This is a genomic window from Streptomyces niveus (assembly GCF_001723055.1).
GTDB classification, from domain to species: Bacteria; Actinomycetota; Actinomycetes; order Streptomycetales; family Streptomycetaceae; genus Streptomyces; species Streptomyces niveus.
Genome location: NZ_MDCR01000389.1, coordinates 1 through 24,304 on the forward strand (window position 1 = coordinate 1; position 24,304 = coordinate 24,304).

Consider the following 24,304-nt stretch of genomic DNA (forward strand, 5'->3'; position numbering starts at 1 on the left):
CGGTCAGCCTCCGTACGGAGGGCGGCGGCGACGGGTGAGCGGGGCGGTCGGGCGGGAATCCCTGTGACAACGCCCGGACGGCCGACCATCATGGCTGACCATGCCCCAACTTCCCCAGCCCAGCGCCGAATCACTGCGCCGTGAGCACATGCCCCTGCGGGGCCGTACCGCCCTCGTCACCGGTGCCAGTCGGCGCTCCGGCATCGGATACGCGGTCGCCCGGCGGCTCGCCGCGTACGGCGCCAGCGTCTACCTCCACCACCATGTCCCGCACGACCGGACCCAGCCTTGGGGAGCCGACCCCGACGGACCCGACGGCGTCGCCGCCGGGGTACGCGAGGCCCTGGGCTATCCGGGCGCCACGGTGCACCACGGACCCGGCGACCTGTCCGACCCCGAGGGTCCCGCCAAGGTCTTCCGGGCGGCCCGCGAAGCGCTCGGCGGCGTGGTCGACATCCTGGTGGCCAACCACGCCCGCAGCGGCTCGGACGGCACGCTGTGGGACATCGACGCGGACATGCTCGACGCGCACTGGGCGACCAACACCCGCTCCGTGATCCAGCTGATCCAGGAGTACGCGAAGGCACGCGTCGCCCACCCGGTCCGCATCCGCCACGGCAGCCGCGTCGTGATGATGACCTCCGGCCAGAACCTCCGGGGCGGCATGCCCGAGGAGATCGCGTACAGCCTCTCCAAGGGCGCGCTGGCCTCGGCGACCCACACCCTGGCCGCCTCGCTGGGCCACGCCGGAATCACGGTCAACACCGTCAACCCCGGCCCGGTGGACACGGATTACCTCACGGGCGAGGCGTACGACAACATCGCCGGCATGTTCCCGTCCGGCCGCTGGGGCATGCCGGACGACCCGGCCCGTCTGATCGCCTGGCTGGCCACGGACGAGGCCGCATGGATCACGGGCCAGGTCATCAACTCGGAGGGCGGCTTCCTCCTGAGCGGCGAGAACTTCACCCCGGTCCCGGGCGGCCCTTGGCCCCACGAACGCCCGGCGGACCTGCCGGACTTGCCACGACCGCTCCCGGACGGGCATGAGGGAGGTCAGCAGATCCCCTGAGGCGTGTCCGGAAAGGCATGGAAGCCAACCAGGCCTCCAGCCGCCGGCGGCCCCATCACCCACGACCCCGGTCCAGAAGCAGACAGTCAGCTCGGGGGCAGGCTGTTCAGGCGTTCCAGTTTCTTCTGGATGGCGTCGAGAGCCGCGCGTTGGCGGCCGGGGACTCGGCGGCGTTGGGCGACCAGTTGCGGGGCCAGGCGGCGGGCGTGGGTGGCGTTGCGGATTCTGTCCCACTGGTGGTGGGCCCGGTCGACGGCGGTCTCGACGTCGGGGGTGTCGGGGGCCTGCCGCAGCGTGTCCAGGCGGATCTGGGCGGTGTGGAGCCACAACGCGCAGGACTGGTCCGGGTCGTTGGCGACCGAGGCGAGGTGGGCGCGGACCTCGACCCAGTGGACGGCGGCGAACGTGTCGGCGCCGAAACTCTGCACGGCGCGCTGTTCGGCGGCGAGCGCCAGGGCGAGGGCCTCCCGATGGTGACCGGCCTGGGACAGCGCGGCGATCCGCTCGTGCGGGTCGTCCTCGACGGGCACATGGACCGGTGGCGCCTCGGCGGGCGGGGGCTGCACCGCGGGGTGCTCGGGGCCGAGGATCAGCGCGTTCTCGACGGTCGCCGCGCGTTGGAGGGCATCGTGGTGCAGCTCGTCCGCTCCGGAGCGGCGGCCCGTGCGCAGGATCTGGGCCAGGGCGTGGGTGTAGGCGGGCTGGGCGGTGCGCCGGCGGCCGGGTGGTGGGGCGATGACGCCGTACGTGCGGGCGCCGTTGGGGAGTTCGAGGGGCTCCTTGCCGAGCAGCTGCCAGACCTCGGCGTCGGCGACCAGGTCCACGTACAGCGTGGTGGTACCTGGCCGGCGCTGCCGGAGCTCGTTGACGAGCCAGGCCCACGGGAGCGCGGTGTACCGGAGGGTCGAGGGTGTGGTGCGGCCCAGCGCCAGATGCACGGCCCGCTGTCGGCGGTCGAGCTGGAGTTGGCCGACAAGCACGACGGTGAGCGGACCATCGGAAGCGGCGGCGCCCCGGATCCGGGTGAGGACGGCCTGCGGGTCTAAAGGATCGGCGAGTTCGATGAGCGTGGCGGTCGTGGTCCCCGCGAGCACGGCCGGCGATACGGCGGCGAGCACGGGTATCACGCTGCCCGCGTCGATGAGTCTGCCCTTGCCCGCGGGGGCGGCCACCAGTAGCAGCGCGGTCCCCGGCTTGTCCTGCGCCTCCCCATTGATCTGCACCTATGCACCGTATCCGCTCACCTGCGGACGGTCTGCCGCCTTCGGCCCCGCAGCGCCCCGTTCGACTGGAGAAGACGTACGCGGTCGACCCGGCCGTTGCCACATGGCGGCAGCCATCACGGGGCAGCGGGTTCGTCAGACGGTGGTCCGGCAGACGCGATGTGATGAACTCACGTTCAAACAGCCTCCGCTCCGCCTCCGCGAACGGAGCGAGCAGGCTGGTCACCATGTCGTGATCATGTAACGCACTGATCAGCAAGAGGGAGAGATGGGACTCGGTGTCTATGTGGAGGACCTGTGGCACGGCAGGCTGAACGCCTTCACGGATGACAACGAAGCTTCCTTCATGGGCATCTGCGAGTCGGCGCCCGAAGAGAGTCTGCTCAACGGCGTGAACAATTACGGGGAAACCCTCTTCAACTCCGTCCAGCTGCGCCGACTGGTGAAAGAGCTGGAGTCCCTTCCCGAGAACAAACAGAATCCCGTCGTACAGCAGGTGATCGACGGGGCGAAACAGGCCATCCCTCGGGGAGGCTATCTGCACTTCATCGGGGACTGACCTGCTCGACGGCGTGGAGCCGGACCGTCCAGGACCACCGAGTCGTACGAGTGGGGCGCCCGGCAGTGTGGTGCCGGGCGCCCGGGGGTCAGAGTTTGGACAGTTCGTCCACCAGAACGTCAAGGCCCAGCGAGCCCTGCGACAGCGCCGCCATGTGCCAGGCCTTCGCGTCGAACGCGTCGCCGTGGCGTGCGCGGGCGTTCGCGCGGCCCTGGAGCCAGGCCCGTTCGCCCAGCTTGTAGCCGATCGCCTGGCCCGGCATCGACAGGTAGCGGGTCAGCTCGCTCTCCACGAAGTCGGCCGGCCTGCCGCTGTGGTTGCCGAAGAACTCCTGTGCCAGTTCAGGAGTCCAGCGCTCGCCGGGGTGGAACGACGAGTCCGAGGGGATCTCCAGCTCCAGATGCATGCCGATGTCGACGATGACCCGGCACGCGCGCATCATCTGCGCGTCCAGGTAGCCGAGCCGGCGCTCCGCGTCCGGCAGGAAGCCCAGCTCGTCCATCAGCCGCTCCGCGTACAGCGCCCAGCCCTCGGCGTTCGCGCTGACACCGCCCACGGACGCCTGGTAGCGGGAGAGCTGGTCGGCGACATGGGTCCACTGCGCGATCTGGAGGTGGTGGCCGGGAACGCCCTCGTGGTACCAGGTCGACACCAGGTCGTACACCGGGAAGCGGGTCTCACCCATCGTCGGCAGCCAGGTGGTGCCGGGGCGGGAGAAGTCCTCGGAGGGGCCGTTGTAGTACGGCGCCGCCGCGCCGCCGGGCGGGGCGATGCGGGACTCCACCTTCCGTACCCGTTCGGCGAGTTCGAAGTGCGTACCGTCCAGCGCCTCGATGGCCTCGTCCATCAGGGACTGGAGCCACTTGCGTACCTCCTCGACCCCCTCGATGTGCTCGCCGTGCTTGTCGAGGTGCGCCAGCGCCTCCCACGGGGTCGCGCCGGGCAGGATCTTCGCCGCCTCGGTGGTCATCTCGGCGTGCAGCCGGTGGTACTCGGACCAGCCGTAGGCGTACGCCTCGTCGAGATCGAGGTCCGCGCCGTTGAAGTAGCGCGACCAGCGGGTGTAGCGCTCGCGGCCCACGGTGTCGGGCGCGTCCGCGACGGCCGGCGCGTACACGTCGCGCATCCAGTCGCGCAGTTCGGCGACGGCGGCGGTGGCGGCCCCGGCCGCCGCGTCCAGCTCCGTACGGAGGGCGTCGGGCCCGGCAGCGGCGAAGTCGTCGAACCAGCCGCGCCCGTCACCCGCCCACTCGGTGAGCTGGCCGACGAACGTCGCGGTCGGCCGCGGGCCGCCCGCCAGCCCCCGCTCCAGGCCGAGGGCCAGCGACTCCCGGTACCCGTTCAGCGCGGCCGGTACGGCGCGCAGGCGCTGGGCCACAGCCGCCCAGTCCTCCTCCGTCCCGGTCGGCGTCACGGCGAAGATGTCGCGGACGTGGTGGGCGGGGGAGTGGATGTTGCTGACGGCGCGCAGGTGCTCGTCGGCGTCGTGGACCGCGAGTTGGGCGGTCAGCCGCTCGTGGAGGAGCCTGGCGCAGCGCCGCTCCTGGTCGGTGTCGGCCCCCGGCAGCTTTGTCGCGATGTCGAGTGTGGCGAGGGTCTCGCGAGCGAGGTCGGCGAGTGCCTTCGCCCCGGCCGGTGAGTAGTCGGGCAGGCGGCCTGAGCTGGCCGCGACGCCGAGGAAGGTACCGGTGATCGGATCGAGTTCGATGAGTGCGTCGACATAGGCGTCGGCGACCTGGCGGGGCAGCGCGCTGCTGGAAGTGTCTGGCATGGCGACATCCTCTACGAGGGAGGACCGCGCGTCACCCCACTTCAGGGCCGCGGCGTCGGCGGATTGGCTGATGAAGGCGGCATCAGCGGACCGCAGTCCCACTGCTGGAAGACCAACCGCGTCTCCACCCTGGCCACTTCGGGCCGGGAGGTGAACTCGTCCACCACGAGGCGCTGGAGGTCCGCCGTGTCCGCGACAGCCACATGGACCAGATAGTCGTCGGGTCCGGTCAGATGGAACAGCGCGCGGGACTCGGGCAGACCCCTGATCCGTTCCACGAAAGGCTTGATCAGCTCCCGTCTGTGCGGCCGGACCTGCACGGAGAGCAACGCCTGGAGCCCACGGCCGAGTTTGGCCGGATCGAGGCGCAACTGGTGTCCTAGAATCACCCCGGATCGCCGCAGTCTGGACACTCGGTCCAAACAGGTCGACGCGGCCACGCCGACCTCGGCCGCGATCTCCCGGTAGGTGGTCCGTGCATCGTTCTGGAGCAGGCGCAGTATGTGCAGATCAACCGGGTCAAGTACGACCGACTCACTCATCCGGCGAACGTAACACGGAGAATTCCCCGCCGATCCCGCCGGATGTTCAGAGTGCGCACATGGATCCCATGGATGCCGACGGCATGACCGACCCCGCAGCCGTACCTCTTCCCCCGACCCGGACACCGCACCGGACGCCGCGGCGCGCGCTCGCGACCGAGGCCGTGCACGCCGGGCGCGACGACCTCGCGCGGCTCGGCGTGCACGCGGCGCCGATCGATCTGTCGACGACCTACCCCTCGTACGACACCCGTGAGGAGGCCGCGCGGATCGACGAGTTCGCCGCCACCGGCGCCCGCCCCGACGGGCCGCCCGTCTACGCGCGCCTCGACAATCCGACGACGGCCCGCTTCGAGACGGCACTCGCGCGGCTGGAGGGCACCGAGAGCGCGGTGGCCTTCGCCAGCGGCATGGCGGCGCTGACGGCCGTCCTGCTCGTACGGTCGGGGGCGGGGCTGCGCCATGTCGTCGCCGTACGCCCTCTGTACGGATGCAGTGACCACCTCCTGACCGCCGGGCTCCTCGGTACGGAGGTCACCTGGACCGATCCGGCGGGCATCGCCGACGCGATCCGCCCCGACACCGGACTGGTCATGGTCGAGACCCCCGCGAACCCGACCCTCGCGGAGGTCGACATCGCCGCCGTCGCCCACTCCTGCGGCTCCATACCGCTGCTGGTCGACAACACGTTCGCCACGCCCGTCCTGCAACGGCCCGTTGAACACGGCGCGCGGCTCGTCCTGCACAGCGCGACGAAGTATCTCGGGGGCCATGGCGATGTCCTCGGCGGGGTGGTGGCGTGCGACGAGGAGTTCGCGCGGAAGCTGCGCCAGGCGCGGTTCGCGACCGGCGGAGTCCTGCACCCGATGGCCGGCTATCTGCTGCTGCGCGGTCTGTCCACGCTGCCCGTACGCGTACGGGCAGCCTCGGCCACCGCCGCCGACCTGGCCCGGAGACTGGCCACCGACCCGCGCATAGCACGGGTGCACTACCCCGCCATAGGCGGCGCGATGGTCTCCTTCGAGGTGTACGGCGACCCGCACGAGGTGATCGCCGGGGTCCGGCTGATCACCCCGGCGGTGAGCCTCGGCAGCGTCGACTCGCTCATCCAGCACCCGGCCTCCATCAGCCACCGCATCGTGCCCGAGGGAGACCGCAGGTCGGCCGGTGTGAGCGACCGGCTGCTGCGGATGTCGGTCGGCCTGGAGGACGTCGAGGACCTGTGGCGGGATCTGACCGGGGCGCTCAGCGCCCGGCCTGGTCGCGAAGCGCGTTCGCCTGAATCCCGTACGGAGGCACGTTCGGCGCCTGCTGCGTCGCCTTCAGCCGGGCGGTGACGACCAGCGTGCCACCCTCTATCTGGTAGTCGAGCGGCAGGCCGAGTCCGCGCATCGCGGCCACCATGCCGGTGTTGGACGCCTGCGTGACGGCGTACACGCTCGCCGAACCCGCCTCGACGGCGAGCGCGACGAGCCGGCCGAGCAGTTCGGTGCCGATCCCGCGCCGCTGCCAGGCGTCCTCGACGATCAGTGCGACCTCGGTCTCGTCGCCGTCCCACAGGAGATGACCGAGCGCCACGAGCCGCCCCGACGCCGTCTGGACCTTGAGTGTCCGTCCGTGGCGCGGGCTCAGCAGATGGTCGAGATAGCGGTCCGCGTCGCCTACGGGGCCGTGGTAGCGCAGGCCCAGGGTGCGTTCCGAGCAGCGCTCGTGCATCTCCGACGCCGCGTCGACGTCGCTCTGGTCGGCGCGGCGTACGGTGATCTTGCCCTCGGGCAGCGTCAGGACGTCCCGGCTGCGCGGGACGCGCGGGCCGAGGCGCGCGTCGAGTTCGACCAGGGCGCGGGCCCTGGCGAACTCCGTGGGGGTGAAGGGCAGGTAGTGGCGCTCGACGCTGATCACGCCGCCGTTCGGGTCGCGCATACGCATCGTGGTGCCTTCCAGGATCCCCTCGACGGGGGCGCTCTCGCCGGTCGGGCCCCCGGTGGGGGAGACGGCGGGCAGTGAGTGGATCGTGCAGCGGCCGAGCAACTGGCGCAGCGCGAGGGGCAGTTCGGCGGCGTCCAGGGCCGTACGGGTGGCGAGACCCAGGATCCGGGTCGGCGCGTCCACGAGGTCGTGGGTGTCGGCCCGCTCGATCCAGATGTCGCCGCCGCCCGCCAGGGAGATCTCGCGGCTGAGCTGCCGTGCGGTCAGCGAGGCGGGAGCGCGCAGCAGGAACTCGTCGACAGTGCCCGTGGCCAGGGGGTGGGTCTGGAGGGTGAGGATGTCCACCCGGCGGCCGGCGAGGACCGTGCACAGCGCGGCCAGTGAGCCGGGAGCGTCGCGCACGGTGGCGCGCATGCGCCACAGGGCGGTGGCGCCGTCGGCATCCGTACCGAGGTCCTTGATCGTGCCTGTCGGTGTGGCCTCGACCGGCGGTGGTACGACCGGTGGCCCCTCCACCAGTGCTGCGTGGCCGTGGCGCCGTGCCCACCAGAGGTGGAATCCGGCCGTGACGATCAGGGCGACCGCGGACGCGACGAGCAGGAACGGTCCGTCCGGACCGTGCGCGACCGTGTTCGCGACGGCGTCGGCGACCGCGACCGCGGTGAACAGGGCGGCCAGTTCGACGAGATCCCGGCGCCAGTGGTGGGGGCGGCGGGCACTCTTCGATGAAGTCACATCGGTCATGACCTCACTGTGACTCAGTGGTGTTGCGCGGTAACGAACGTACTGTGACTGATGGGTAAAAGATGCTTCTGTTTGCCTATCAACTACTTTTGGTTGATTTATGGCACGAGTTGTCCGCGCGACCGGGCGACAGTCTCACCGTGAGACTACCCGCCCGGCCGCCGGACCCCGGCCCCGGAACCCCGAACGGCCTACCCGCCGCCTACTGGCCGACCTTCCCCGGCTTCAGCACCTTGCTGAACAGCACCTTGTTCCCCTGCGCCCGCAGCCGCACCGTCAACTCGCCGCTCTCGCCGTCGATGTCGACCTCACCGAAGTACTGCGACGACTCCATCGGCGAGACATTCGCCCGGTCCGGCGCCTGCACGAAGACACGGTTCGGCCCGAAGGTCGAGTCCAGCGCGTTCGCCTGGAAACCGCCCGCCGCCAGCGGACCCGACACGAACTCCCAGAACGGCGCGAAGTCCTTGAACGCCGCCCGCTCCGGCTCGTAGTGCTGCGCCGACGTGTAGTGCACATCCGCCGTCAGCCACACCGTGCCGGTGATCCGGCGGTGCTTGATGTACCGCAGCAGGTCGGCGATCTGGAGCTCCCGGCCCAGCGGCGCGCCCGGGTCGCCCTGCGCGACGGCCTCGATGTTCGCCGCGCCGTCCGGCACGACCAGACCGATCGGCATGTCGGCCGCGATCACCTTCCACACCGCGCGCGAGCGTGACAACTCCCGCTTCAGCCAGTCGAGTTGCTCCGCGCCGAGGATGCCCGTCGTGTCGTCGGCCTGCCGGCCGGGGGAGTTGGCGTTCCGGAACGAGCGCATGTCCAGCACGAACACGTCCAGCAGCGGCCCGTACCGCACCACCCGGTGCACCCGCCGGTCCTCGCCACGCGCCCGGAGCGTCTGGATCGGGAAGTACTCGCCGAACGCCTGGATCGAGCGCGCCGCGAGCGCGTCGACGTTCTTCTCCTGATACCGGACGTCGTCCAGGATCTGACCCGGGTACCAGTTGTTGCGCACCTCGTGGTCGTCCCACTGCACGATCGTCGGCACCTGCGCGTTGAACCGGCGCACGTTGTGGTCGAGCAGGTTGTAACGGAACTGCCCGCGGTACTCGTTCAGCGTCTCGGCGACCTTCGACTTCTCCTCCGTGACGAGGTTGCGCCAGATCCGCCCGTCCGGCAGCGTCACCGACGGCACCAGCGGCCCGTCCGCGTACACGGTGTCACCGCTGCACAGGAAGAAGTCCGGGTCGAGCCGGCGCATGTCGTCGTACGCGGTGTAGCCACCGATGTCCGGGTTGATGCCCCAGCCCTGGCCCGCGATGTCGCCCGACCACAGGAACCGTACGTCCTGCCGGCGCCGGTCCGGTGCCGTACGGAACGAGCCGTACACCGGCTCGCCGGTACGCCGCGGGTCGTCCGGGTCCGCCAGCGTCACCCGGTAGTGCACCTGCTCACCGGCGGGCAGTCCGCGCAGCGGCGTCGTCCCCGTGAAGTCGGTGCCGGGGCCCAGCAGCGGGCCGTGCCACGTACGCGTACGGCGGAAGGAACTGGTCGCCGACGTCTCCACCGTCATCCGCGCGGGCCGGTCGGAGCGGACCCACACCAGGCCCGAGGACGAGGTGACGTCGCCCGTCTGGACACCCCAGTCGGCGCTCGGCCGGCCGGAGAGCGCCAGCGCGGGAGCGGCCCCGGCGACCGTCCCCGCGACGGCCGCGGCGCTCGCGGGCAGGGCCAGCGCGGCGGAGGCGGCGACCGAGCCGCGCAGTACGGTACGGCGGTCCGTGGCGGGATTCGGGGAACGGTTCGTCATCGATGTGCCTCCTGCGGCGGGTCCGATGTGCCTGGTGTGTGCCGTGCCATACGTAGCGTCCGGCGGCGGCCGACACACGAACCCCGGGTGAACAACCCGCCCGCCGGCGCCCGTCGGGCGGCACGCCCCCGGTCAGCCCCGCGCGACCGCGTCCGCCAGCATCCGTACCCCGCGCGTGATGTCGGACGGCGACTGGTGCGCGTACCCCATCACCAGCCGGACCCGGCCGTCGTCCGGGCGCGCCGTGCCGTGGTACGCCAGTGCCCGCAGCGCGACACCGGCCGCCGCCGCCCGCTCCAGGAACCGGGCCTCGGGACCGTACCGCCCCGGCAGCACCGCGATGATGTGCAGACCCGCCGCGATACCGCTGACCTCCGTGCCGGGGAAGTGCTCGTCCAGCGCCCCGATCAGCGTGTCCCTGCGGCGCTGGTACGCCAGCCGGCAGCGGCGCAAGTGCCGGTCGTAGCCGCCCTGTTCGACGAAGTCCGCGAGCAGCGCCTGCTCCAGCACGGGGTTGCCGAGGTCCATGGTCCGCTTGCGCTCGACCAGTTCCTCGGTCAGCTCCCGAGGTGCCAGCAGCCAGCCGATGCGCAGACCGGGGGCCATCGACTTGCTGACCGAGCCCATGTACGCGACGCGCTCCGGGTCCAGCCCCTGCAACGCGCCCACCGGGGCCCGGTCGTAGCGGAAGTCCCCGTCGTAGTCGTCCTCCAGCACGAAACCGTCCACCGACCGCGCCCAGTCGAGGAGTTCGGTCCGGCGCTCCGCCGAGTACGCGATACCGGACGGGAACTGATGGGCCGGCGTCGCCACCACCGCGCCCACGCCCGCCCGCGCCGCCGCACCCGGCACCAGACCCTCGGCGTCCAGCGGCAGCGGCACCGAACGCAGGCCGGCCGCGCCGAGCACCGCCACGTTCTCCGGGCTGCCCGGATCCTCCAGACCCACCGTCCGCACCCCGCGCCCGCGCAGCGCGAAACCGAGCAAAGTCATCGCCTGCGCCACCCCGGAACAGACCAGCAGCCGCTCCGGATCGGCCGCCACCCCGCGCCGCCGCGTCAGCAGCGCCGCCAGCGCCGTACGCAACTGCGGAAGGCCGCGCGGATCCGGATAGCCGAGCGCCCGGTGCGGCAGCCGCGCCAGTACCGCCCGGTGCGTGGCACCCCACGCGGCGCGCGGGAACAGCGAGAGATCCGGTGTTCCGGGTACGAAGTCGGCCCGCGCGCCCGGTGGATGGGGCGCCCGGTCCCGCGTCCCCCGGGCCGCCGCCCGTACGGCGTCACCCACCCAGGTCCCCGAACCCTGCCCGCTGCGCAGATAGCCCTCGGCCGTGAGCTGTTCGTACGCGTCGGTGACCAGGCCCCGCGAGACCCCCAGATCCGCCGCGAGTTCACGGCTCGACGGCAGCCGGGTGCCCGCCGCGAGCCGCCCCGACCGCACCGCCTCGCGCAGGGCGGACTGGAGTACGCGCCCCCGTCGGCGGGCGGGCGCGGAGGCGAGCGTCACCTCCCACGCGTCGGTCCACGCCGTCCCCGACCCGCCGTCCGCGTCGCCGTCCGCGCCCTGGCCCGCGCCCTCGCCCGCACCCGAAGTGGTCCTCGATACCGTCATGGGAGTGGACCTTAATCCGGACCACCTCGATCCGTAGCGTCGCCGCCATGAAAGCCACTTCCCCCGGCACACCGGTGGCCGGCATGCTCCTCGCCGCCTTCGCGTGCGTCCTCGTCGGCGCGTCCTTCACCGCCAACAGCGTCCTCGGCGACTACCCGTACGCCGGCGGCCAGGCCATCCGCTACGGCATCGCCTGCCTGCTCCTCCTCCCGCTCGTCGCACGCGCCGCCGCCGCGCCCCTGCGCGCCCTCACCCGCCGCCAGTGGGGCAGGCTCGCCGCCGTCGCGGCCGTCGGCATGGTCGGCTTCAACCTCGCCGTCATCGCCGCCGAACGCACCGCCGAACCGGCCGTCCCCGGTGTCCTCGTCGGCTGCGCGCCGGTCGTCGTCGCCGTCCTCTTCCCCCTGCTGGGCCGGCGCCGGCCCGCGCGCCCGGTCGTGTACGGCGCGCTGCTGGTCGCCGTCGGCGCGTTCACCGTCCAGGGCTGGGGGCGTACGGACGCGGCCGGCCTCGCCTGGTCCGTCGCCGCGCTCGTCGGCGAGGTCGGCTTCGCCGTACTGGCCGTCCCCGTCCTGCGTCCGCTGGGACCCAGACTGCTCTCGGCGACCGTGGCCGGCGTCGCCGCGATCGAGTCCACGATCATCGGACTCGTCCTGGACGGCGCCGGGTTCGTCCGTATGCCCACCGGCGAGGAGGCGTTCGCGCTCGGCTGGCAGGCGGCCGTGGTGACCGTGATCGGCTTCATCTGCTGGTACATGGGCATGCAGCGGATCGGCGCCGAGCGGGCCACGCTGTTTTCCGGCCTCATCCCGGTGGCCGCCGCCCTCACCGCACCCCTCGTCGGCACCGGGGCGTACGGCCCCGCCCAGGCCGCCGGGAGCCTGCTGGTCGGCGCCGGTGTGGCCCTCGGATCGGGGGCGTTCCGGGCGCGCGCGGCGGCCCGCCGGACGGCTGAGCGAGAGCCGGTCGGCACCCTCTGACACGCCTGTCTGACATGCCTGTATGTGTCTGTCCCGACACGTCAGGTCCCCGCCCCCGGCGCTCCCACCTGCTGACACCGTCGTTTCACGCCAAACCTGCGAACTCTGCGTGAACGATCTGTGGCAGAGTGCGATTTCGCCCGGCACTGCCCGCAGGATTGGTCTTGACCAACGCGATCGGCCGTCCTACTCTCGTGAGAGTTAGTGCAGGAACCTTTAATAAACAAGTGCATGGAAAAGCCGCCGGGGACACGGCGATTGCGGAGGATCACGGTGGGGACCACGCAGCTCGAAACGGTGCCGGAGCCGAAGTACTGGCACCTCAAGACCGTGCTGGGCGAGGCACTCGACTCCGATTTCGCGGTCGGGGAGGTCCTGCCCAACGAACGTGACCTCGCCGCCCGCTTCGGAGTCGCGCGCGCCACGCTCCGCCAGGCGCTCGAACAGCTCGAACTCGAAGGCCGGTTGCAGCGCCGCCGAGGCGTCGGCACGACCGTCGCGCCGCCGCGGGTGGGTGTCGACGTGTCGACGACCCAGCAGGAGTGGCCGGGCGCCGACCCGGACGCCTGGCAGCCGGTCGACGCGGTGTCGGCCGTCGCGCCCGCCGCCGTCGCCAAGATGCTCGGTACGGACCCGGCCGACGAGGTCCACACGGTCCGCAGGACCCGCGTGACCCACGGTCAGACCGTCGCGGCCGAGCTGCTGTACGTGCCGTCGGCGTCCGTCCCCGAGCTGCCCGCCATAGACATCCCCTCGGGCCCCGCCCGCGCGCGCAGCGTGCTGCGTGAGCTTCAGCGGCTCGGCATGGAGGGCCAGGACCGGGCCGTCGAGCTGGGCTCGGCCCGCGTGGACGACGCCAAGGAGCTCGACCGGCTGCCCGGCGCGCCCGTCCTCGTCGTCACCACCCGCTATCTCGCCGGAGGCCGTACCGCCGCCGTCTCGGTGGCGACCTACCGGGCCGACACCTGCCGGCTCACCTTCGGGGACACCGGTGACGTGCAGATAAGCCACCACGCGGACGAACGCCGGGCCTCCTGACGGCTCTCCCCGCCCCGTACGGCCCGTCGCGTGTCTCAGCGGCGGGCCGTCACCGTGCCGTCGACGGCGAACAGTTGCTCCTCGACATGGTCGAGCGCCAGGCGCAGCGCGCCCGTGGCCACCGCCGCCTCGCCCAGCAGCGAGAGCGTCACCCGGGGCGGGCGCAGACAGTACCGGGACAGCTCGTCACGCAGCGGGTCGAGTACGCCGTCGAGACCGGCCGCCCAGCCGCCGACGACCACCAACTCGGGATCGAGCGCCAGGACCAGCGCGGCCACGTCGTGGACCAGCCGCTGGATGAACCGCTCCATCGCCTGCTTCGCCTCGACGTCACCCTGCTTCGCCAGGGCGAACACCCGGGCCACCGCCCGCTCGTCGAGCGGGTGCAGCGGCTCGTCGGTCGTCGACAGCAGCTTCTCCGGCGTCACCTCGCGGCCCAGCAGATGCAGCGCCCCGATCTCACCGGCCGCGCCGTGGAAGCCGCGGTGCAGCCGTCCGCCGATCAGTGAGCCCGCCCCCGGACTGAGGCCCGCCAGGACGAACACCACATTGTCCGAGTCGGTGGCCGCGCCCTTCCAATGCTCGGCCACGGCGGCGGCGTTGGCGTCGTTCTCCACCAGCACCGGACAGCGGAACGAGCGCCGCAGCCGCTCGCCGAGCGCCAGACCCGTCCAGCCCGGCAGCGCCGTACCGAGCCGTACGGTCCCGTCCGCCTCCACGATCCCGGGGCTGCCGACACCGACGGCCCGCAGCGAACTGCGCGCGACGCCCGCGCGGCGCAGCACGTCGGCGACGACGACCCGCACCCGGTCCAGCCGCTCGTCCGCGGACGCGGTCGCCGTGGCGTCGCGCGAACTGGCGCCGATGATCCGGCCGTCGAGTCCCGACAGCAGCGCGGCGACCCGGTGCGGCCCGATCTCGATGCCCAGCAGATGCCCGGCCTCGGCCCGGAACCGGAACCTGCGCGCGGGGCGGCCCTGGCGACGGGCCTCGCCCTCGCCCGGCGCCGACTCCACGACCAGGCCGATCTCCATCAGCCCTTCGACGACGCCCTCGACCGTCGGCCGCGAAAGACCGGTGATCCGGGTCAGATCGGTGAAGGTGGGGCAGTCGGCGCCACGAAGGGCGTGCAGCACCACGGCGGAGTTGATCCGCCGCAACAAGGATGGGTCCCCGCCGGTCAGCCGCCCCACGGTCAGTCCTCCAGCCTCGTGCGCGTGTCTGCCGGATGGTACTCGGTGGTCGCCGAGGCGGCTAACGGACGACGACACGGGATACCCGCCCTGCCGGAAACCTCCCCTCGACGGCTGGAACCGACCGGTCGCGGGGGCCGGGCCTGACGGCCTGCCAATTGTCAGTGCCGGACGCTTTACTGGACTCATGAGCACCGCACGGCACCTCGCCACCATCGATCTGCTGTGCGCCCGGCCCTTCCCGGCCGTGCGCGCCGGGTCCGAGACGGGGACGAGCGGGCCGGGGTATCACCTGGCGGAGCTGGCGAGCGGCGAGAGCTTCTGGGAGGACGACGGGTCGCGCCGCGCGCGGGAGGCGGAGCAGTACGAGGCGGAGTGCGCGGCCCTCGCGACGGTGCTGGAGACGCGGTGGGGCGAGCCACAGCTGTTCAGCCTCTGGAGCACCCGCGTGCGCGGCGCCGAGGGCGAGGGGATACCGGACCCGTGGCGCGAGCTGTCGGACGGCATGGCCCACACGTACCTGTGGCGGATCGGGGACCGCTGGCTGGCGGTGGGCGTGTCCACCCAGGGCGAGGAACACCCCTTCCAACTGCTGGCGGCGGTGACGGACATCGACCCGCCGTAGCCACGAGGAGGCCACGGGCCGAGCGCGCCGGGCCGACGAACCCGGGCAGAGGGCCGCTGCGGCAAGCTCGTTGGCGGCGTCGTCAGGCCGTCAGGTCCGGCATCCGCGCCGACACGCGCAGTCTGGCGAACTCCTCCGCCATCGTCTGAGCCGTCCAGTGCGCGTTCAGGCCGCTCGGGTTGGGCAGGGCCCAGATCCGGGTCGGGCCGATCGTCAGCGTCTGGGAGCCGATCGTCGCGCGCCGGTCGTCGAAGGCCATGCGGTACGCGGTGATGCCCACCACCGCCAGCCAGCGGGGCCGCAGCCGCTCCACCCGCGCCACCAGGAGCCGGCCGCCCTCGCGGAACTCCTCGGCGCTCAACTCGTCGGCCCGCGCCGTCGCCCGTGCCACGACGTTGGTGATGCCCAGTCCGTACGCCGGCAACTCGCCCTGCTCGGACGGCGCCAGCTGCCGTGGTGTGAAACCCGAAAGGTGCAGCACCGGCCAGAAGCGGTTGCCCGGGCGGGCGAAGTGGTGGCCCGTCGCCGCTGACATCAGGCCGGGGTTGATGCCGCAGAAGAGCACGCCCAGGCCCGGCGCGGCCACGTCGGGGATGACGCGGTCGCGCGCGGCGGCCAGTTCCTCCGGTTTCAGAGGATCGACCCGGGCGTGTATCCGGCGGCCTCCGGATGCCGCTTCACGATCTCCTCGATACGGGCGACCACCGCCGCGACCTGGTCACCCGCCGCACCGGTGAACGACAGCTTGTCGGCCATCAGCGCGTCCAACTGCCCCCGGTCCAGCGGCATCCGCTCGTCCGCGGCGAGCTTGTCGAGCAGCTCGTTGCGCTCCGCGCCCCGCTCCCGCATCGCGAGCGCGGAGGCGACGGCGTGCTCCTTGATGACCTCGTGCGCGGCCTCCCGGCCGACCCCTGCGCGTACGGCGGCCATCAGGACCTTCGTCGTCGCCAGGAACGGCAGGTAGCGGTCCAGTTCACGCGCCACGACCGCCGGGAACGCCCCGAACTCGTCCAGCACCGTCAGGAACGTCTCCAGCAGCCCGTCGAACGCGAAGAAGGCGTCCGGCAGCGCCACCCGGCGCACCACCGAGCACGACACGTCGCCCTCGTTCCACTGGTCGCCCGCCAGCTCGCCCGTCATCGACGCGTAACCGCGCAGGATCACCATCAGCCCGTTGACGCGCTCGCAGGAGCGGGTGTTCATCTTGTGCGGCATCGCCGACGAGCCGACCTGGCCCGGCTTGAAGCCCTCGGTGACCAGCTCGTGCCCGGCCATCAGCCGGATCGTCTTCGCCACCGACGAGGGCCCGGCGGCCAGTTGGACCAGCGCCGTCACCACGTCGTAGTCCAGCGACCGCGGATACACCTGGCCGACCGAGACGAAGGCGTGGCCGAAGCCCAGATGCCCCGCGATCCGGCCCTCCAGATCCGCGAGCTTCGCCGTGTCGCCGCCGAGCAGGTCGAGCATGTCCTGTGCCGTGCCGACCGGGCCCTTGATGCCGCGCAGCGGGTAGCGGGCGAGCAGGTCCTCCAGCCGCCCGTACGCGACGAGCAGCTCGTCCGCCGCCGTCGCGAAGCGCTTGCCGAGGGTGGTCGCCTGCGCCGCCACGTTGTGCGAGCGGCCGGCCATGACCAGCTCCGCGTACTCCCCGGAAAGCTTCCCCAGGCGCGCGAGGACCGCCACCGTACGGTCGCGCATCAGCTCCAGCGAGAGCCGGACCTGAAGCTGCTCGACGTTCTCCGTCAGATCGCGCGACGTCATGCCCTTGTGGACCTGCTCATGACCGGCGAGCGCGTTGAACTCCTCGATCCGCGCCTTCACGTCGTGGCGGGTGACCTTCTCGCGCTCGGCGATCGACGCCAGGTCGACCTGGTCGAGCACCCGCTCGTAGTCGGCGAGAGCGGACCGCGGCACCTCGATGCCGAGATCCCGCTGGGCCCGCAGCACGGCGAGCCACAGCTGCCGCTCCAGCCTCACCTTCTGCTCGGGGGACCAGAGCACGGCGAGTTCCGCCGAGGCGTAGCGGCCGGCGAGGACATTGGGGATACGGGGCTTCACAGACGCAGCAGTCACGTGAGGGGAGTTTACTTGGCGGATCGCGCAGGTCCGCGCCCCGCCCGTGTTCGTACGTTGCTACAGAGGGCGCCCGGGTCGCCTCACGCCTCGCGCCGCGCCCCCACGTCACCCGGCTCCGGCAGCGGCACGTACGGCAGCAGCTCCGGCCGCTTCGGCGGGCGGCCGTCGCCCGACGACCGTCCCGTCAGCCGCCGGCCGATCCACGGCCCCAGATGCTGCCGCGCGAATCGCGCGTCCCCCGTGCGCCGCGTCAGCCAGCCCTCGGGCAGATGGGGCGCCAGCTCTGCGCGCCAGTCGTCCGCCGGTTCCATGCCCAGCGCCTGCCACACGGCCTCGGCGACCCTGCGGTGCCCGTCGGGGGTCAGATGCAGCCGGTCCACGTCCCACATGCGCTGCTCGCCGAGCACCCGCGCCCCGTACAGATCGACCACCACCGCGCCGTGCCGCGCCGCCAGCTCGTCGATGAACGAGAACAGGTTCTCCCAGCGGTGCCGGAAACGCTCCATCACCGGACCCCGGCGGGCGGGGCTGCGCATCAGCACCAGCCGCCCGCACGTCGGCGCCAGGCGTGCGACCGACTCCTCCAGCTGCCCGAGGACCAGCCCCGCGTCGTACTTCGGCCGCAGTGTGTCGTTCAGCCCGCCGACCAGGGTCACCACGTCCGCCCGCATCGCGGCGGCGGCGTCCACCTGCTCGTCGAGGATCTGGCCGATGAGCTTGCCGCGCACGGCGAGATTCGCGTACCGGAAGCCGGGCGTACGCTCCGCGAGCCGGGCCGCGAGCAGGTCCGCCCAGCCCCGGTACGACCCGTCGGGCAGCAGGTCCGACATGCCCTCGGTGAACGAGTCCCCGACGGCGACGAGGCTGGTGTATGTGGCGTTCTTCTCCATGGCGCCTGCGATCGTATCGCGGGCCGCCGCCGCTCCCCGAGGGGCCTCAGACCCCCCGCGTATGCCTTCCGACCAGCTCCCGCAGCACGTCCTCCATCGTCACCAGACCCTCCAGCCTGCCGTCCTCGTCCAGCACGGCGGCCAGATGCGTACGGCTGCGGCGCATCGCCGTCAGGACGTCGTCCATCGGGGTCTCCGCCCGCACCTGCGCGATCGCTCGCATGCCGGACACCTCGAACGCCTCGTCGCGCGGCAGCGCGTCCAGGGCGTCCTTCACATGCAGATAGCCGAGGATCCGCCGGGCGTCGTCCACCACCGGGAAACGGGAGAATCCTGACTCCGCCCCCAGCGCCTCAAGCTCCTCCGGCGTGATGCCCACCCGCGCCGTCACGACCCGCTCCAGCGGCATGACCACGTCCCGCACCGGCCTGCGCCCCAGCTCCAGCGCGTCGTGCAGCCGCTCGGCGGCGCGGTCGTCCAGCAGCCCCGCGTCGCCCGCGTCCGTGACCATCCGGTCCAGCTCGGCGTCGGTGAACGTCGCGGACACCTCGTCCTTGGTCTCCACCCGCAGCAGCTTCAGCAGCCCGTTGGCGAACGCGTTGACCGTGAAGATCACCGGCCGCAGCGCGCGGGACAGCCACACCAGCGGCGGGCCGAGGAGCAGCGCCGTACGCACCGGTTCGGCCAGGGCCACGTTCTTCGGCACCATCTCGCCGAGCAGCATGTGCAGATACGTCGCCACGGAGAGCGCGATGACGAACGAGACGGGGTGCACGATCCCGTGCGGTACGCCCACCGCGTCGAAGAGCGGCTCCAGCAGGTGCGCGATGGCCGGCTCGGCGACGATGCCCAGCACCAGCGTGCACAGCGTGATGCCCAGCTGCGCCGTGGCGAGCATCGCGGACACATGGCGCAGTCCCCACAGGACGCTGCGCGCGCGCCGGTCGCCCTCCTCGGCGGCCGGTTCGATCTGGCTGCGGCGCACCGAGATCAGGGCGAACTCCGCGCCGACGAAGAAGGCGTTCACGACCAGGGTCAGCAGGCCGACGAGCAGTTGGATCACGGTCATCGTCGCGCCCTTCCGCCGTTCCCGCGCCCGCCGTCGTCGTCCGGCGCGGGGAGGGGCGCGTGCAGCAGTACGCGGGCGGCCCGCCGCCCCGAGGCGTCGACCACGTCGATACGCCAGCCCCCCAGCTCGACGCGGTCGCCCTCGACGGGAATCCGCCCCAGCTGCGTGGCGACGAGCCCCGCCAGCGTCTCGTACGGCCCTTCGGGCGCCCGCAGCCCGATGTCCCACAGCTGGTCGAAGCGCGTGGCGCCGTCGGCCGACCACAGGTCGCGGCCGTCGGCGTCCTCCCCGGCGCGGGCCAGGTCCGACGTCTCGTGCGGGTCGTGCTCGTCGCGTACCTCGCCGACGACCTCCTCGACGATGTCCTCCAGCGTCACCACACCGGCGGTGCCGCCGTACTCGTCGATCACGACGGCCATGGTGCGATTGCCGGAGAGCCGGTCCAGCAGCCGGTCCACGGTCAGCGACTCCGGGACGAGCAGGGGCTCACGCATCACCTCGGACACCCTCGTACGGCCCCGGCGCGCGGCGGGGACCGTCAGCACGTCCTTGATGTGGGCGACGCCCACGACGGTGTCCAGGGTGTCGCTGTAGACGGGGAAGCGGGAGAGCCCGGTGGCGCGGGTGGCGTTGGCGACGTCCTCGGCCGTGGCCAGCACGTCGAGCGCGGTCACCTGGACGCGCGGCGTCATCACGTTCTCCGTCGTCAGCTCGGCGAGATTGAGGGTCCGTACGAACAGCTCGGCGGTGTCCGCCTCCAGCGCGCCCTCCTTTGCGGAGTGCCGGGCGAGGGCGACCAGCTCCTGCGGGCTGCGGGCGGATGCCAGCTCCTCGGCGGGCTCCAGGCCCAGACCGCGTACGAGACGGTTCGCCGTGTTGTTGAGATGGCTGATGAAGGGCCGGAAGGCGGTGGTGAAGAAACGCTGCGGCGTGGCGACCACCTTGGCGACGGCCAGCGGCGCGGAGATGGCCCAGTTCTTGGGAACCAGCTCGCCGACGACCATCAGGACGATCGTCGACAGGGCCGTACCGATGACCAGGGCCAGCGACGACGCGACGGACTGGGAGAAGCCGATCGCCTCGACGGGCCCGCGGATCAGCTTCGCCACGGACGGCTCGGCGAGCATGCCGACGACCAGATTGGTCACCGTGATGCCCAACTGGGCGCCGGAGAGCTGGAAGGTGAGGCTGCGTACGGCCTTCATGGCGCTCGCCGCGCCACGCTCACCGCTTTCGACCGCGCGTTCGAGGTCGCTTCGCTCGACGGTGGTCAGTGAGAATTCGGCGGCGACGAAGGCACCACAGGCCAGGGCGAGCAGCACGGCCACGAGCAGCAGGAGCACTTCGGTCATCGGGTCACCTCCGTCCCATGGTGGGTCAGGGACCGGCGGGCGGCGCGATATCCGCCGCTGTCGGTGAGATCACGGAGGGGAACGGCGCCACCGCCGGACACATTGCCTAGTCCTTGTGCCCCGTCGTGGCGACCGTAACGCCGAGGCCGATCATCGCGAATCCGCCGGCACCGCCGACCATCGCCAGCCGGCGCGGCGAGCGGGCGAACCAGCCGCGGGCGGTGGCCGCGGCCAGTCCCCACGTGCTGTCGCACGCCACGGCGATGACGTTGAAGACGAGGCCGAGCAGCAGCATCTGAAGCGTGACGTGTCCCTTGCCGGGGTCCACGAACTGCGGGAGCACGGCGGCGAAGAACACGATGGTCTTCGGGTTGGCCACACCGACCGCGAACCCCTCCCACAGCGTGCGCAGATCGCTGTGCGCGGGGGCGTCGGCGGTGAACGAGCCCTGGAGGGAGCCGCGTTGCCGGATCGCCTTGATCCCCAGGTAGACCAGATAGGCGGCGCCCACCAGCTTCAGCGTGGTGAAGACGACCACGGAGCGCTCGACGACGGCCCCGACCCCGAGGGCCACGCCCACGACGAGGACACAGGCCCCGAGGGTGTTCCCCACGACCGTGGTCAGCGCGGCGCGGCGGCCCTGGGCCAGGGCCCGGCCCACCACGAAGAGCACGCTCGGGCCGGGAATGACGATCAGCAGGAACGACATGGCCGCGAAGGCCAGCAGACGGTCGGTGGACAGCATGGGCGGAGCTTAGGCGCGCGGCTGTTGGCACTTCCACCGGTTTCGGCCGGGGTGTCAGGTGCCGCCCAGTTCCTCGATCACCGGGCCGAACGCCTCCATGTACGGGTCGAGCACCGTCAGGTACGAGAATCCGTACCGCTCGCGCTGCTCACGCAACTGGTCCGAGATCTGCCGCACCGTGCCGGCCGCCACCAGCGGCGCCTTGAGCAGGTCGGCCTCCGTCATGTCCGGCAGATACTCCAGCAGGGGCCGCACCGCCGCCGCGCGGTCCGTCGTCACGGCCACCAGCTGGAGCAGGATGTTCAGCTCGGCCGGGCTCTCGCGCCCGGCGGCGAAACCCCGGTAGGCGGCGACGCGTTCGTCCAGTTCCTCGGGCGACAGCGCGGTCATGCCCTGCTCGGTCGCCTTCGCCCCGGTGAAGGCGACGATGTCGGCGCGTTCGGCGGCGAGCCGCAGTACCCGGTCGCCGTTGCCGCCGATCAGGAGAGGCGGGCGGGGCCGCTGTTCGGGGCGGGGCCGGTGGTTCTCGTCGCCGAGCAGGCCGTCCAGCGCGTCCACCGTACGGACGAGGCGGTCGACCCGTTCGCCGGGCGGCGGGAACGCGAGCCCGGCCCGCTCGTGCTCCTCCTCGACGTAACCGGCGCCCAGACCGACCTCCAGCCGGCCCTCGGTGAGGGCGTCCGTCGTCGCGACCTCGCGGGCGAGCAGCGCCGGATTCCAGAAGCCGCAGTTGAGTACGAACGTGCCCAGCCGGGGCCGCCCGGTGGCCTCGGCCGCCGCGACCAGGGCGGGGAAGGGGGCGACCATGCCGAGATGGTCGGGCACCAGGATGACGTCGTAGCCCAGCTCCTCGGCCCGCTCGCAGCGCTTGCTCCAGTCGGCGCCCGAGGCGGGCGTCACCATGTTCACTCCGAAACGGAACGGCCTTGCCATGAGGTCTCCTCGTCGTGGACGGCATCGAGGGGTTACCGGGCGCGCACGCGTGACACTAATGGCGGAATCGGCCGTTCCACCCGGAAAGCGGCACACTTGCCGACGCTAGCGCCGGCGCGCTAGCGTGTTGGGGTGGCGAAGACTCAGCTGAACGTACGCGTGGACGAGACCACCGCGGAGGCCGCCAGGCGGCAGGCGGGGCGGCGTGGGATGAGCGTGAACCGCTACATCGAGGAGCTGGTCAAGCGGGACGTCGGTGAGGTCGGGAAGACCTTCGTCGAGTCCGCCGCCGACTTCATGAAGCAGTACGAGTCCGTGTTCACGGAGGAATTCGGCACGGACACGCCCTCCACCGGCACTGCCACGGACCACGGCCCCGGACGCGAGGACGCGCGCTGACGCCCGACCCCGGTCCGGCCGAGCCGCCGAACTGCGTCACCTGCGGCGGCACGGTCGCCCCCGACGGCCACTGCTGGGACTGCGGCGCACCGCAGCCCGCCTACCGCTCCCACCTGGAGACCACCCTCGGTGCCTTCGCCGCTGGCGTCAGCGACCGCGGCAAGCGGCGCGGCGTCAACGCGGACGCGATGGCCCTGACCGCGACCGGCCACTGGACGATCGGCGTCGTGTGCGACGGCGTGTCGATGTCCCCCCGCGCGGAGCGGGCCGCACAGGTCGCGAGCACCGTCGGCGCGGCGCGTCTCGCCGCGGGCCTAAGGGAGGGCGTTCTGCCCGAGACCGCGTTGGAGGACGCCGCCGCCCACGCGGGCCGCGCCGTCAGCGCGCTCGCCGCCTCCGCGCACGCCGCCCCCGCCTGTACGTACGTCGCCGGAATCGCCGGCCCCGAGGGGATCTGGTGCGCCTGGATCGGCGACAGCCGGGCGTACTGGCTGCCCGACGAGGGCACCTGCCTGGCGCTGACCGAGGACGACTCCGGCCGACACGACGCCCTGACCGCGTGGTTGGGCGCCGACGCGGGCGACTCACCCGCGCGGACCCGGAGTTACCGGCCCCAGGGCCCCGGCCGGCTGCTGCTCTGCACGGACGGGCTGACGCGCCACCTGCCCGACGCCGACGCGCCGCGTGCCGTACTCACCCGCGTCCGGCGCCCAACACCGCCCGGACACGGCCCTCTTGACGATGCGCGGGCGCTGATCGGGTACGCACTGGGCGCGGGCGGGCAGGACAACATCACCGCACTGCTCATCCACACCGACCGGCCGCGTCGGGGATACTGATCATCGGAAACTCCCCACGCCGCCCCCCTACCGAGACAGCTGCCCCCATGGACAACGCCGATTCCCCTGATCCGTCGTCACACGCCGACCCGACGTTGCGGATCGATCTCTCCTGGCTGCTGATGGTCGCCGAGCACCAGATGCCCGGCGATCCCCAAGTCACCGACTGGGGCGCGCTGGTGGCCGCCGTCAGCCGCCACGAGGCGGAGATATTCGGCACCCCCGTCTACACCGACCCGTACAGCCGCGCGGCGGCCCTCCTCCAGAGCCTGCTCCATGTGCCCGCCCTGGAGCGGTCGAACGCGATGTACGCCTCGGCCGTCGCGTACGGCTACCTCGTCGCGAGCGGCCTGAAGGTCGTCACCTCGCCCGAACAGGTCAGAGACCTCGCGAAACTGGTGAAGGACGGCAGGGCCGACGTCCACCACATCGCCGAACAACTGCGCCGCTGGAGCCACTAGCCCCGGCCCGCCCCCGGCCCGTCAGACCAGGTCCGCCCTCGGCCGGTACGCCACACCCAGCACACACGGCGACGTCGGCAGAAGCGGGCCGGATTCCGGGACCCGCAGTGCGCGGTACGCGCCGAACTCGAAACCCGCGTCCCTGATCGCCGCCAGGGTGTCCCGTGCCGTGTGGCAGCCGCCCATGAGCTTCGGCCACACCGTCCGGTCCAGAGCCCGCTGCACCGTCGCCAGGCGGCGCTGCGGCGCCAGACCGTGCTCGAAGAAGCGCAGCTCGCCGCCGGGGCGCTGCGATGCGGGCCGGGGTCTCGGTGGACGTACGGCCCGGTACGGCGGAGGCGCTGCCCGTCGAGGACGCCGGTTTCGACGCGGCCGTCGCCTCACTGGTGCTGTGCACCGTACGCGACGTACCGAAGGCGCTCGCCGAGATCCGCCGCGTCCTGCGC

General features: G+C 72.1%; 24 protein-coding genes and 1 pseudogene. 10 read left to right on the forward strand and 15 right to left on the reverse strand.

Annotated features, from left to right (window positions below):
* Nucleotides 1-100: 100 nt before the first annotated feature.
* Nucleotides 101-1,072, forward strand: coding sequence for an SDR family oxidoreductase (locus BHU15_RS34075; RefSeq protein WP_079128568.1), 972 nt, complete (start codon nucleotides 101-103; stop codon nucleotides 1,070-1,072).
* 86 nt (nucleotides 1,073-1,158) lie between these two features.
* Here the strand turns inward: BHU15_RS34075 and BHU15_RS34080 are convergent, their stop codons facing one another.
* Complete coding sequence (locus BHU15_RS34080; RefSeq protein ID WP_069630657.1) at nucleotides 1,159-2,295, reverse strand: hypothetical protein; 1,137 nt, start codon at nucleotides 2,293-2,295, stop codon at nucleotides 1,159-1,161.
* A gap of 268 nt (nucleotides 2,296-2,563) precedes the next feature.
* Between BHU15_RS34080 and BHU15_RS34085 the strand changes: the two genes are divergently transcribed.
* Complete coding sequence (locus BHU15_RS34085) at nucleotides 2,564-2,854, forward strand: hypothetical protein (RefSeq protein ID WP_069630658.1); 291 nt, start codon at nucleotides 2,564-2,566, stop codon at nucleotides 2,852-2,854.
* A gap of 88 nt (nucleotides 2,855-2,942) precedes the next feature.
* On the opposite strand, the gene BHU15_RS34090 is transcribed toward BHU15_RS34085, so the two are convergent.
* Nucleotides 2,943-4,625 (reverse strand): DUF885 domain-containing protein, encoded by a 1,683-nt coding sequence (locus BHU15_RS34090; RefSeq protein ID WP_069630675.1) that lies wholly within the window; start codon nucleotides 4,623-4,625, stop codon nucleotides 2,943-2,945.
* Nucleotides 4,626-4,666: 41 nt separating this feature from the next.
* Nucleotides 4,667-5,167, reverse strand: coding sequence for an Lrp/AsnC family transcriptional regulator (locus BHU15_RS34095; RefSeq protein WP_069630659.1), 501 nt, complete (start codon nucleotides 5,165-5,167; stop codon nucleotides 4,667-4,669).
* Nucleotides 5,168-5,250: 83 nt separating this feature from the next.
* Here BHU15_RS34095 and BHU15_RS34100 point away from each other — a divergent pair, with 83 nt between their 5' ends.
* Entirely contained in the window at nucleotides 5,251-6,504 is a 1,254-nt protein-coding gene (locus BHU15_RS34100) for a trans-sulfuration enzyme family protein (protein ID WP_069630676.1), read from the forward strand.
* On the opposite strand, the gene BHU15_RS34105 is transcribed toward BHU15_RS34100, so the two are convergent.
* The 3 genes from BHU15_RS34105 to pdxR all read right to left on the reverse strand — a co-directional run bounded on the left by BHU15_RS34105 (nucleotide 6,413) and on the right by pdxR (nucleotide 11,258).
* Nucleotides 6,413-7,840, reverse strand: coding sequence for a GNAT family N-acetyltransferase (locus BHU15_RS34105; RefSeq protein WP_079128570.1), 1,428 nt, complete (start codon nucleotides 7,838-7,840; stop codon nucleotides 6,413-6,415). The genes BHU15_RS34100 and BHU15_RS34105 overlap by 92 nt on opposite strands.
* A 202-nt stretch (nucleotides 7,841-8,042) precedes the next feature.
* A complete protein-coding gene (locus tag BHU15_RS34110) occupies nucleotides 8,043-9,647 on the reverse strand; it encodes an alkaline phosphatase D family protein (RefSeq protein WP_069630660.1) in 1,605 nt (534 codons plus the stop codon).
* Between the two features lie 132 nt (nucleotides 9,648-9,779).
* Nucleotides 9,780-11,258 carry a MocR-like pyridoxine biosynthesis transcription factor PdxR gene (gene pdxR / locus BHU15_RS34115; RefSeq protein ID WP_069630661.1) on the reverse strand — a complete coding sequence of 493 codons (1,479 nt, stop codon included), beginning with the start codon at nucleotides 11,256-11,258 and terminating at the stop codon, nucleotides 9,780-9,782.
* 47 nt (nucleotides 11,259-11,305) lie between these two features.
* On the opposite strand from pdxR, the gene BHU15_RS34120 reads away from it, so the two are divergent.
* Together BHU15_RS34120 and BHU15_RS34125 are read left to right on the forward strand one after the other, a co-directional pair.
* Nucleotides 11,306-12,238 (forward strand): DMT family transporter, encoded by a 933-nt coding sequence (locus BHU15_RS34120; RefSeq protein ID WP_069630662.1) that lies wholly within the window; start codon nucleotides 11,306-11,308, stop codon nucleotides 12,236-12,238.
* Nucleotides 12,239-12,511: 273 nt separating this feature from the next.
* Nucleotides 12,512-13,276 (forward strand): GntR family transcriptional regulator, encoded by a 765-nt coding sequence (locus BHU15_RS34125; protein WP_069630663.1) that lies wholly within the window; start codon nucleotides 12,512-12,514, stop codon nucleotides 13,274-13,276.
* A gap of 35 nt (nucleotides 13,277-13,311) precedes the next feature.
* On the opposite strand, the gene BHU15_RS34130 is transcribed toward BHU15_RS34125, so the two are convergent.
* Nucleotides 13,312-14,469, reverse strand: a complete 1,158-nt coding sequence (locus tag BHU15_RS34130) for an ROK family protein (RefSeq protein ID WP_023543188.1) — start codon at nucleotides 14,467-14,469, stop codon at nucleotides 13,312-13,314.
* A 187-nt stretch (nucleotides 14,470-14,656) separates the two neighbouring features.
* Here BHU15_RS34130 and BHU15_RS34135 point away from each other — a divergent pair, with 187 nt between their 5' ends.
* Entirely contained in the window at nucleotides 14,657-15,094 is a 438-nt protein-coding gene (locus BHU15_RS34135) for a hypothetical protein (protein WP_069630664.1), read from the forward strand.
* An 82-nt stretch (nucleotides 15,095-15,176) separates the two neighbouring features.
* Here the strand turns inward: BHU15_RS34135 and mug are convergent, their stop codons facing one another.
* The 7 genes from mug to BHU15_RS34170 form a co-directional block, all read right to left on the reverse strand.
* A complete protein-coding gene (mug, locus tag BHU15_RS34140) occupies nucleotides 15,177-15,728 on the reverse strand; it encodes a G/U mismatch-specific DNA glycosylase (RefSeq protein ID WP_079128571.1) in 552 nt (183 codons plus the stop codon).
* On the reverse strand, nucleotides 15,725-17,167 hold the full coding sequence (purB, locus tag BHU15_RS34145; protein WP_069630666.1) for an adenylosuccinate lyase: 1,443 nt from the start codon (nucleotides 17,165-17,167) through the stop codon (nucleotides 15,725-15,727). Before purB ends, mug begins: the two co-directional genes overlap by 4 nt.
* 83 nt (nucleotides 17,168-17,250) lie before the next feature.
* A complete protein-coding gene (locus tag BHU15_RS34150; protein WP_069630667.1) occupies nucleotides 17,251-18,060 on the reverse strand; it encodes an SGNH/GDSL hydrolase family protein in 810 nt (269 codons plus the stop codon).
* 46 nt (nucleotides 18,061-18,106) lie between these two features.
* Entirely contained in the window at nucleotides 18,107-19,129 is a 1,023-nt protein-coding gene (locus BHU15_RS34155; protein ID WP_069630668.1) for a hemolysin family protein, read from the reverse strand.
* Nucleotides 19,126-20,481: a hemolysin family protein gene (locus tag BHU15_RS34160; protein ID WP_069630669.1), complete on the reverse strand. Its 1,356-nt coding sequence runs from the start codon at nucleotides 20,479-20,481 to the stop codon at nucleotides 19,126-19,128. Before BHU15_RS34160 ends, BHU15_RS34155 begins: the two co-directional genes overlap by 4 nt.
* Before the next feature lie 106 nt (nucleotides 20,482-20,587).
* Nucleotides 20,588-21,226 carry a LysE family translocator gene (locus tag BHU15_RS34165; protein WP_069630670.1) on the reverse strand — a complete coding sequence of 213 codons (639 nt, stop codon included), beginning with the start codon at nucleotides 21,224-21,226 and terminating at the stop codon, nucleotides 20,588-20,590.
* Nucleotides 21,227-21,280: 54 nt separating this feature from the next.
* Nucleotides 21,281-22,159 carry an LLM class F420-dependent oxidoreductase gene (locus BHU15_RS34170; RefSeq protein WP_069630671.1) on the reverse strand — a complete coding sequence of 293 codons (879 nt, stop codon included), beginning with the start codon at nucleotides 22,157-22,159 and terminating at the stop codon, nucleotides 21,281-21,283.
* 132 nt (nucleotides 22,160-22,291) lie between these two features.
* On the opposite strand from BHU15_RS34170, the gene BHU15_RS34175 reads away from it, so the two are divergent.
* The 3 genes from BHU15_RS34175 (at nucleotide 22,292) to BHU15_RS34185 (ending at nucleotide 23,858) form a co-directional block, all read left to right on the forward strand.
* Nucleotides 22,292-22,558: a toxin-antitoxin system, antitoxin component gene (locus BHU15_RS34175; protein WP_069630672.1), complete on the forward strand. Its 267-nt coding sequence runs from the start codon at nucleotides 22,292-22,294 to the stop codon at nucleotides 22,556-22,558.
* Nucleotides 22,559-22,671: 113 nt separating this feature from the next.
* Nucleotides 22,672-23,397: a PP2C family protein-serine/threonine phosphatase gene (locus tag BHU15_RS34180; RefSeq protein WP_069630673.1), complete on the forward strand. Its 726-nt coding sequence runs from the start codon at nucleotides 22,672-22,674 to the stop codon at nucleotides 23,395-23,397.
* 47 nt (nucleotides 23,398-23,444) lie between these two features.
* The gene (locus BHU15_RS34185) at nucleotides 23,445-23,858 is read left to right on the forward strand and encodes a fic family toxin-antitoxin system, toxin component (RefSeq protein WP_069630674.1); all 414 of its coding nucleotides are present in this window, start codon (nucleotides 23,445-23,447) and stop codon (nucleotides 23,856-23,858) included.
* Between the two features lie 21 nt (nucleotides 23,859-23,879).
* Here BHU15_RS34185 and BHU15_RS34190 read toward each other — a convergent pair.
* Nucleotides 23,880-24,146: pseudogene (locus BHU15_RS34190) on the reverse strand (SAM-dependent methyltransferase); the annotation flags it as partial.
* Between the two features lie 5 nt (nucleotides 24,147-24,151).
* On the opposite strand from BHU15_RS34190, the gene BHU15_RS38815 reads away from it, so the two are divergent.
* On the forward strand, nucleotides 24,152-24,304 hold a 153-nt coding region (locus BHU15_RS38815), incomplete at its 3' end, for a class I SAM-dependent methyltransferase (RefSeq protein WP_438284999.1).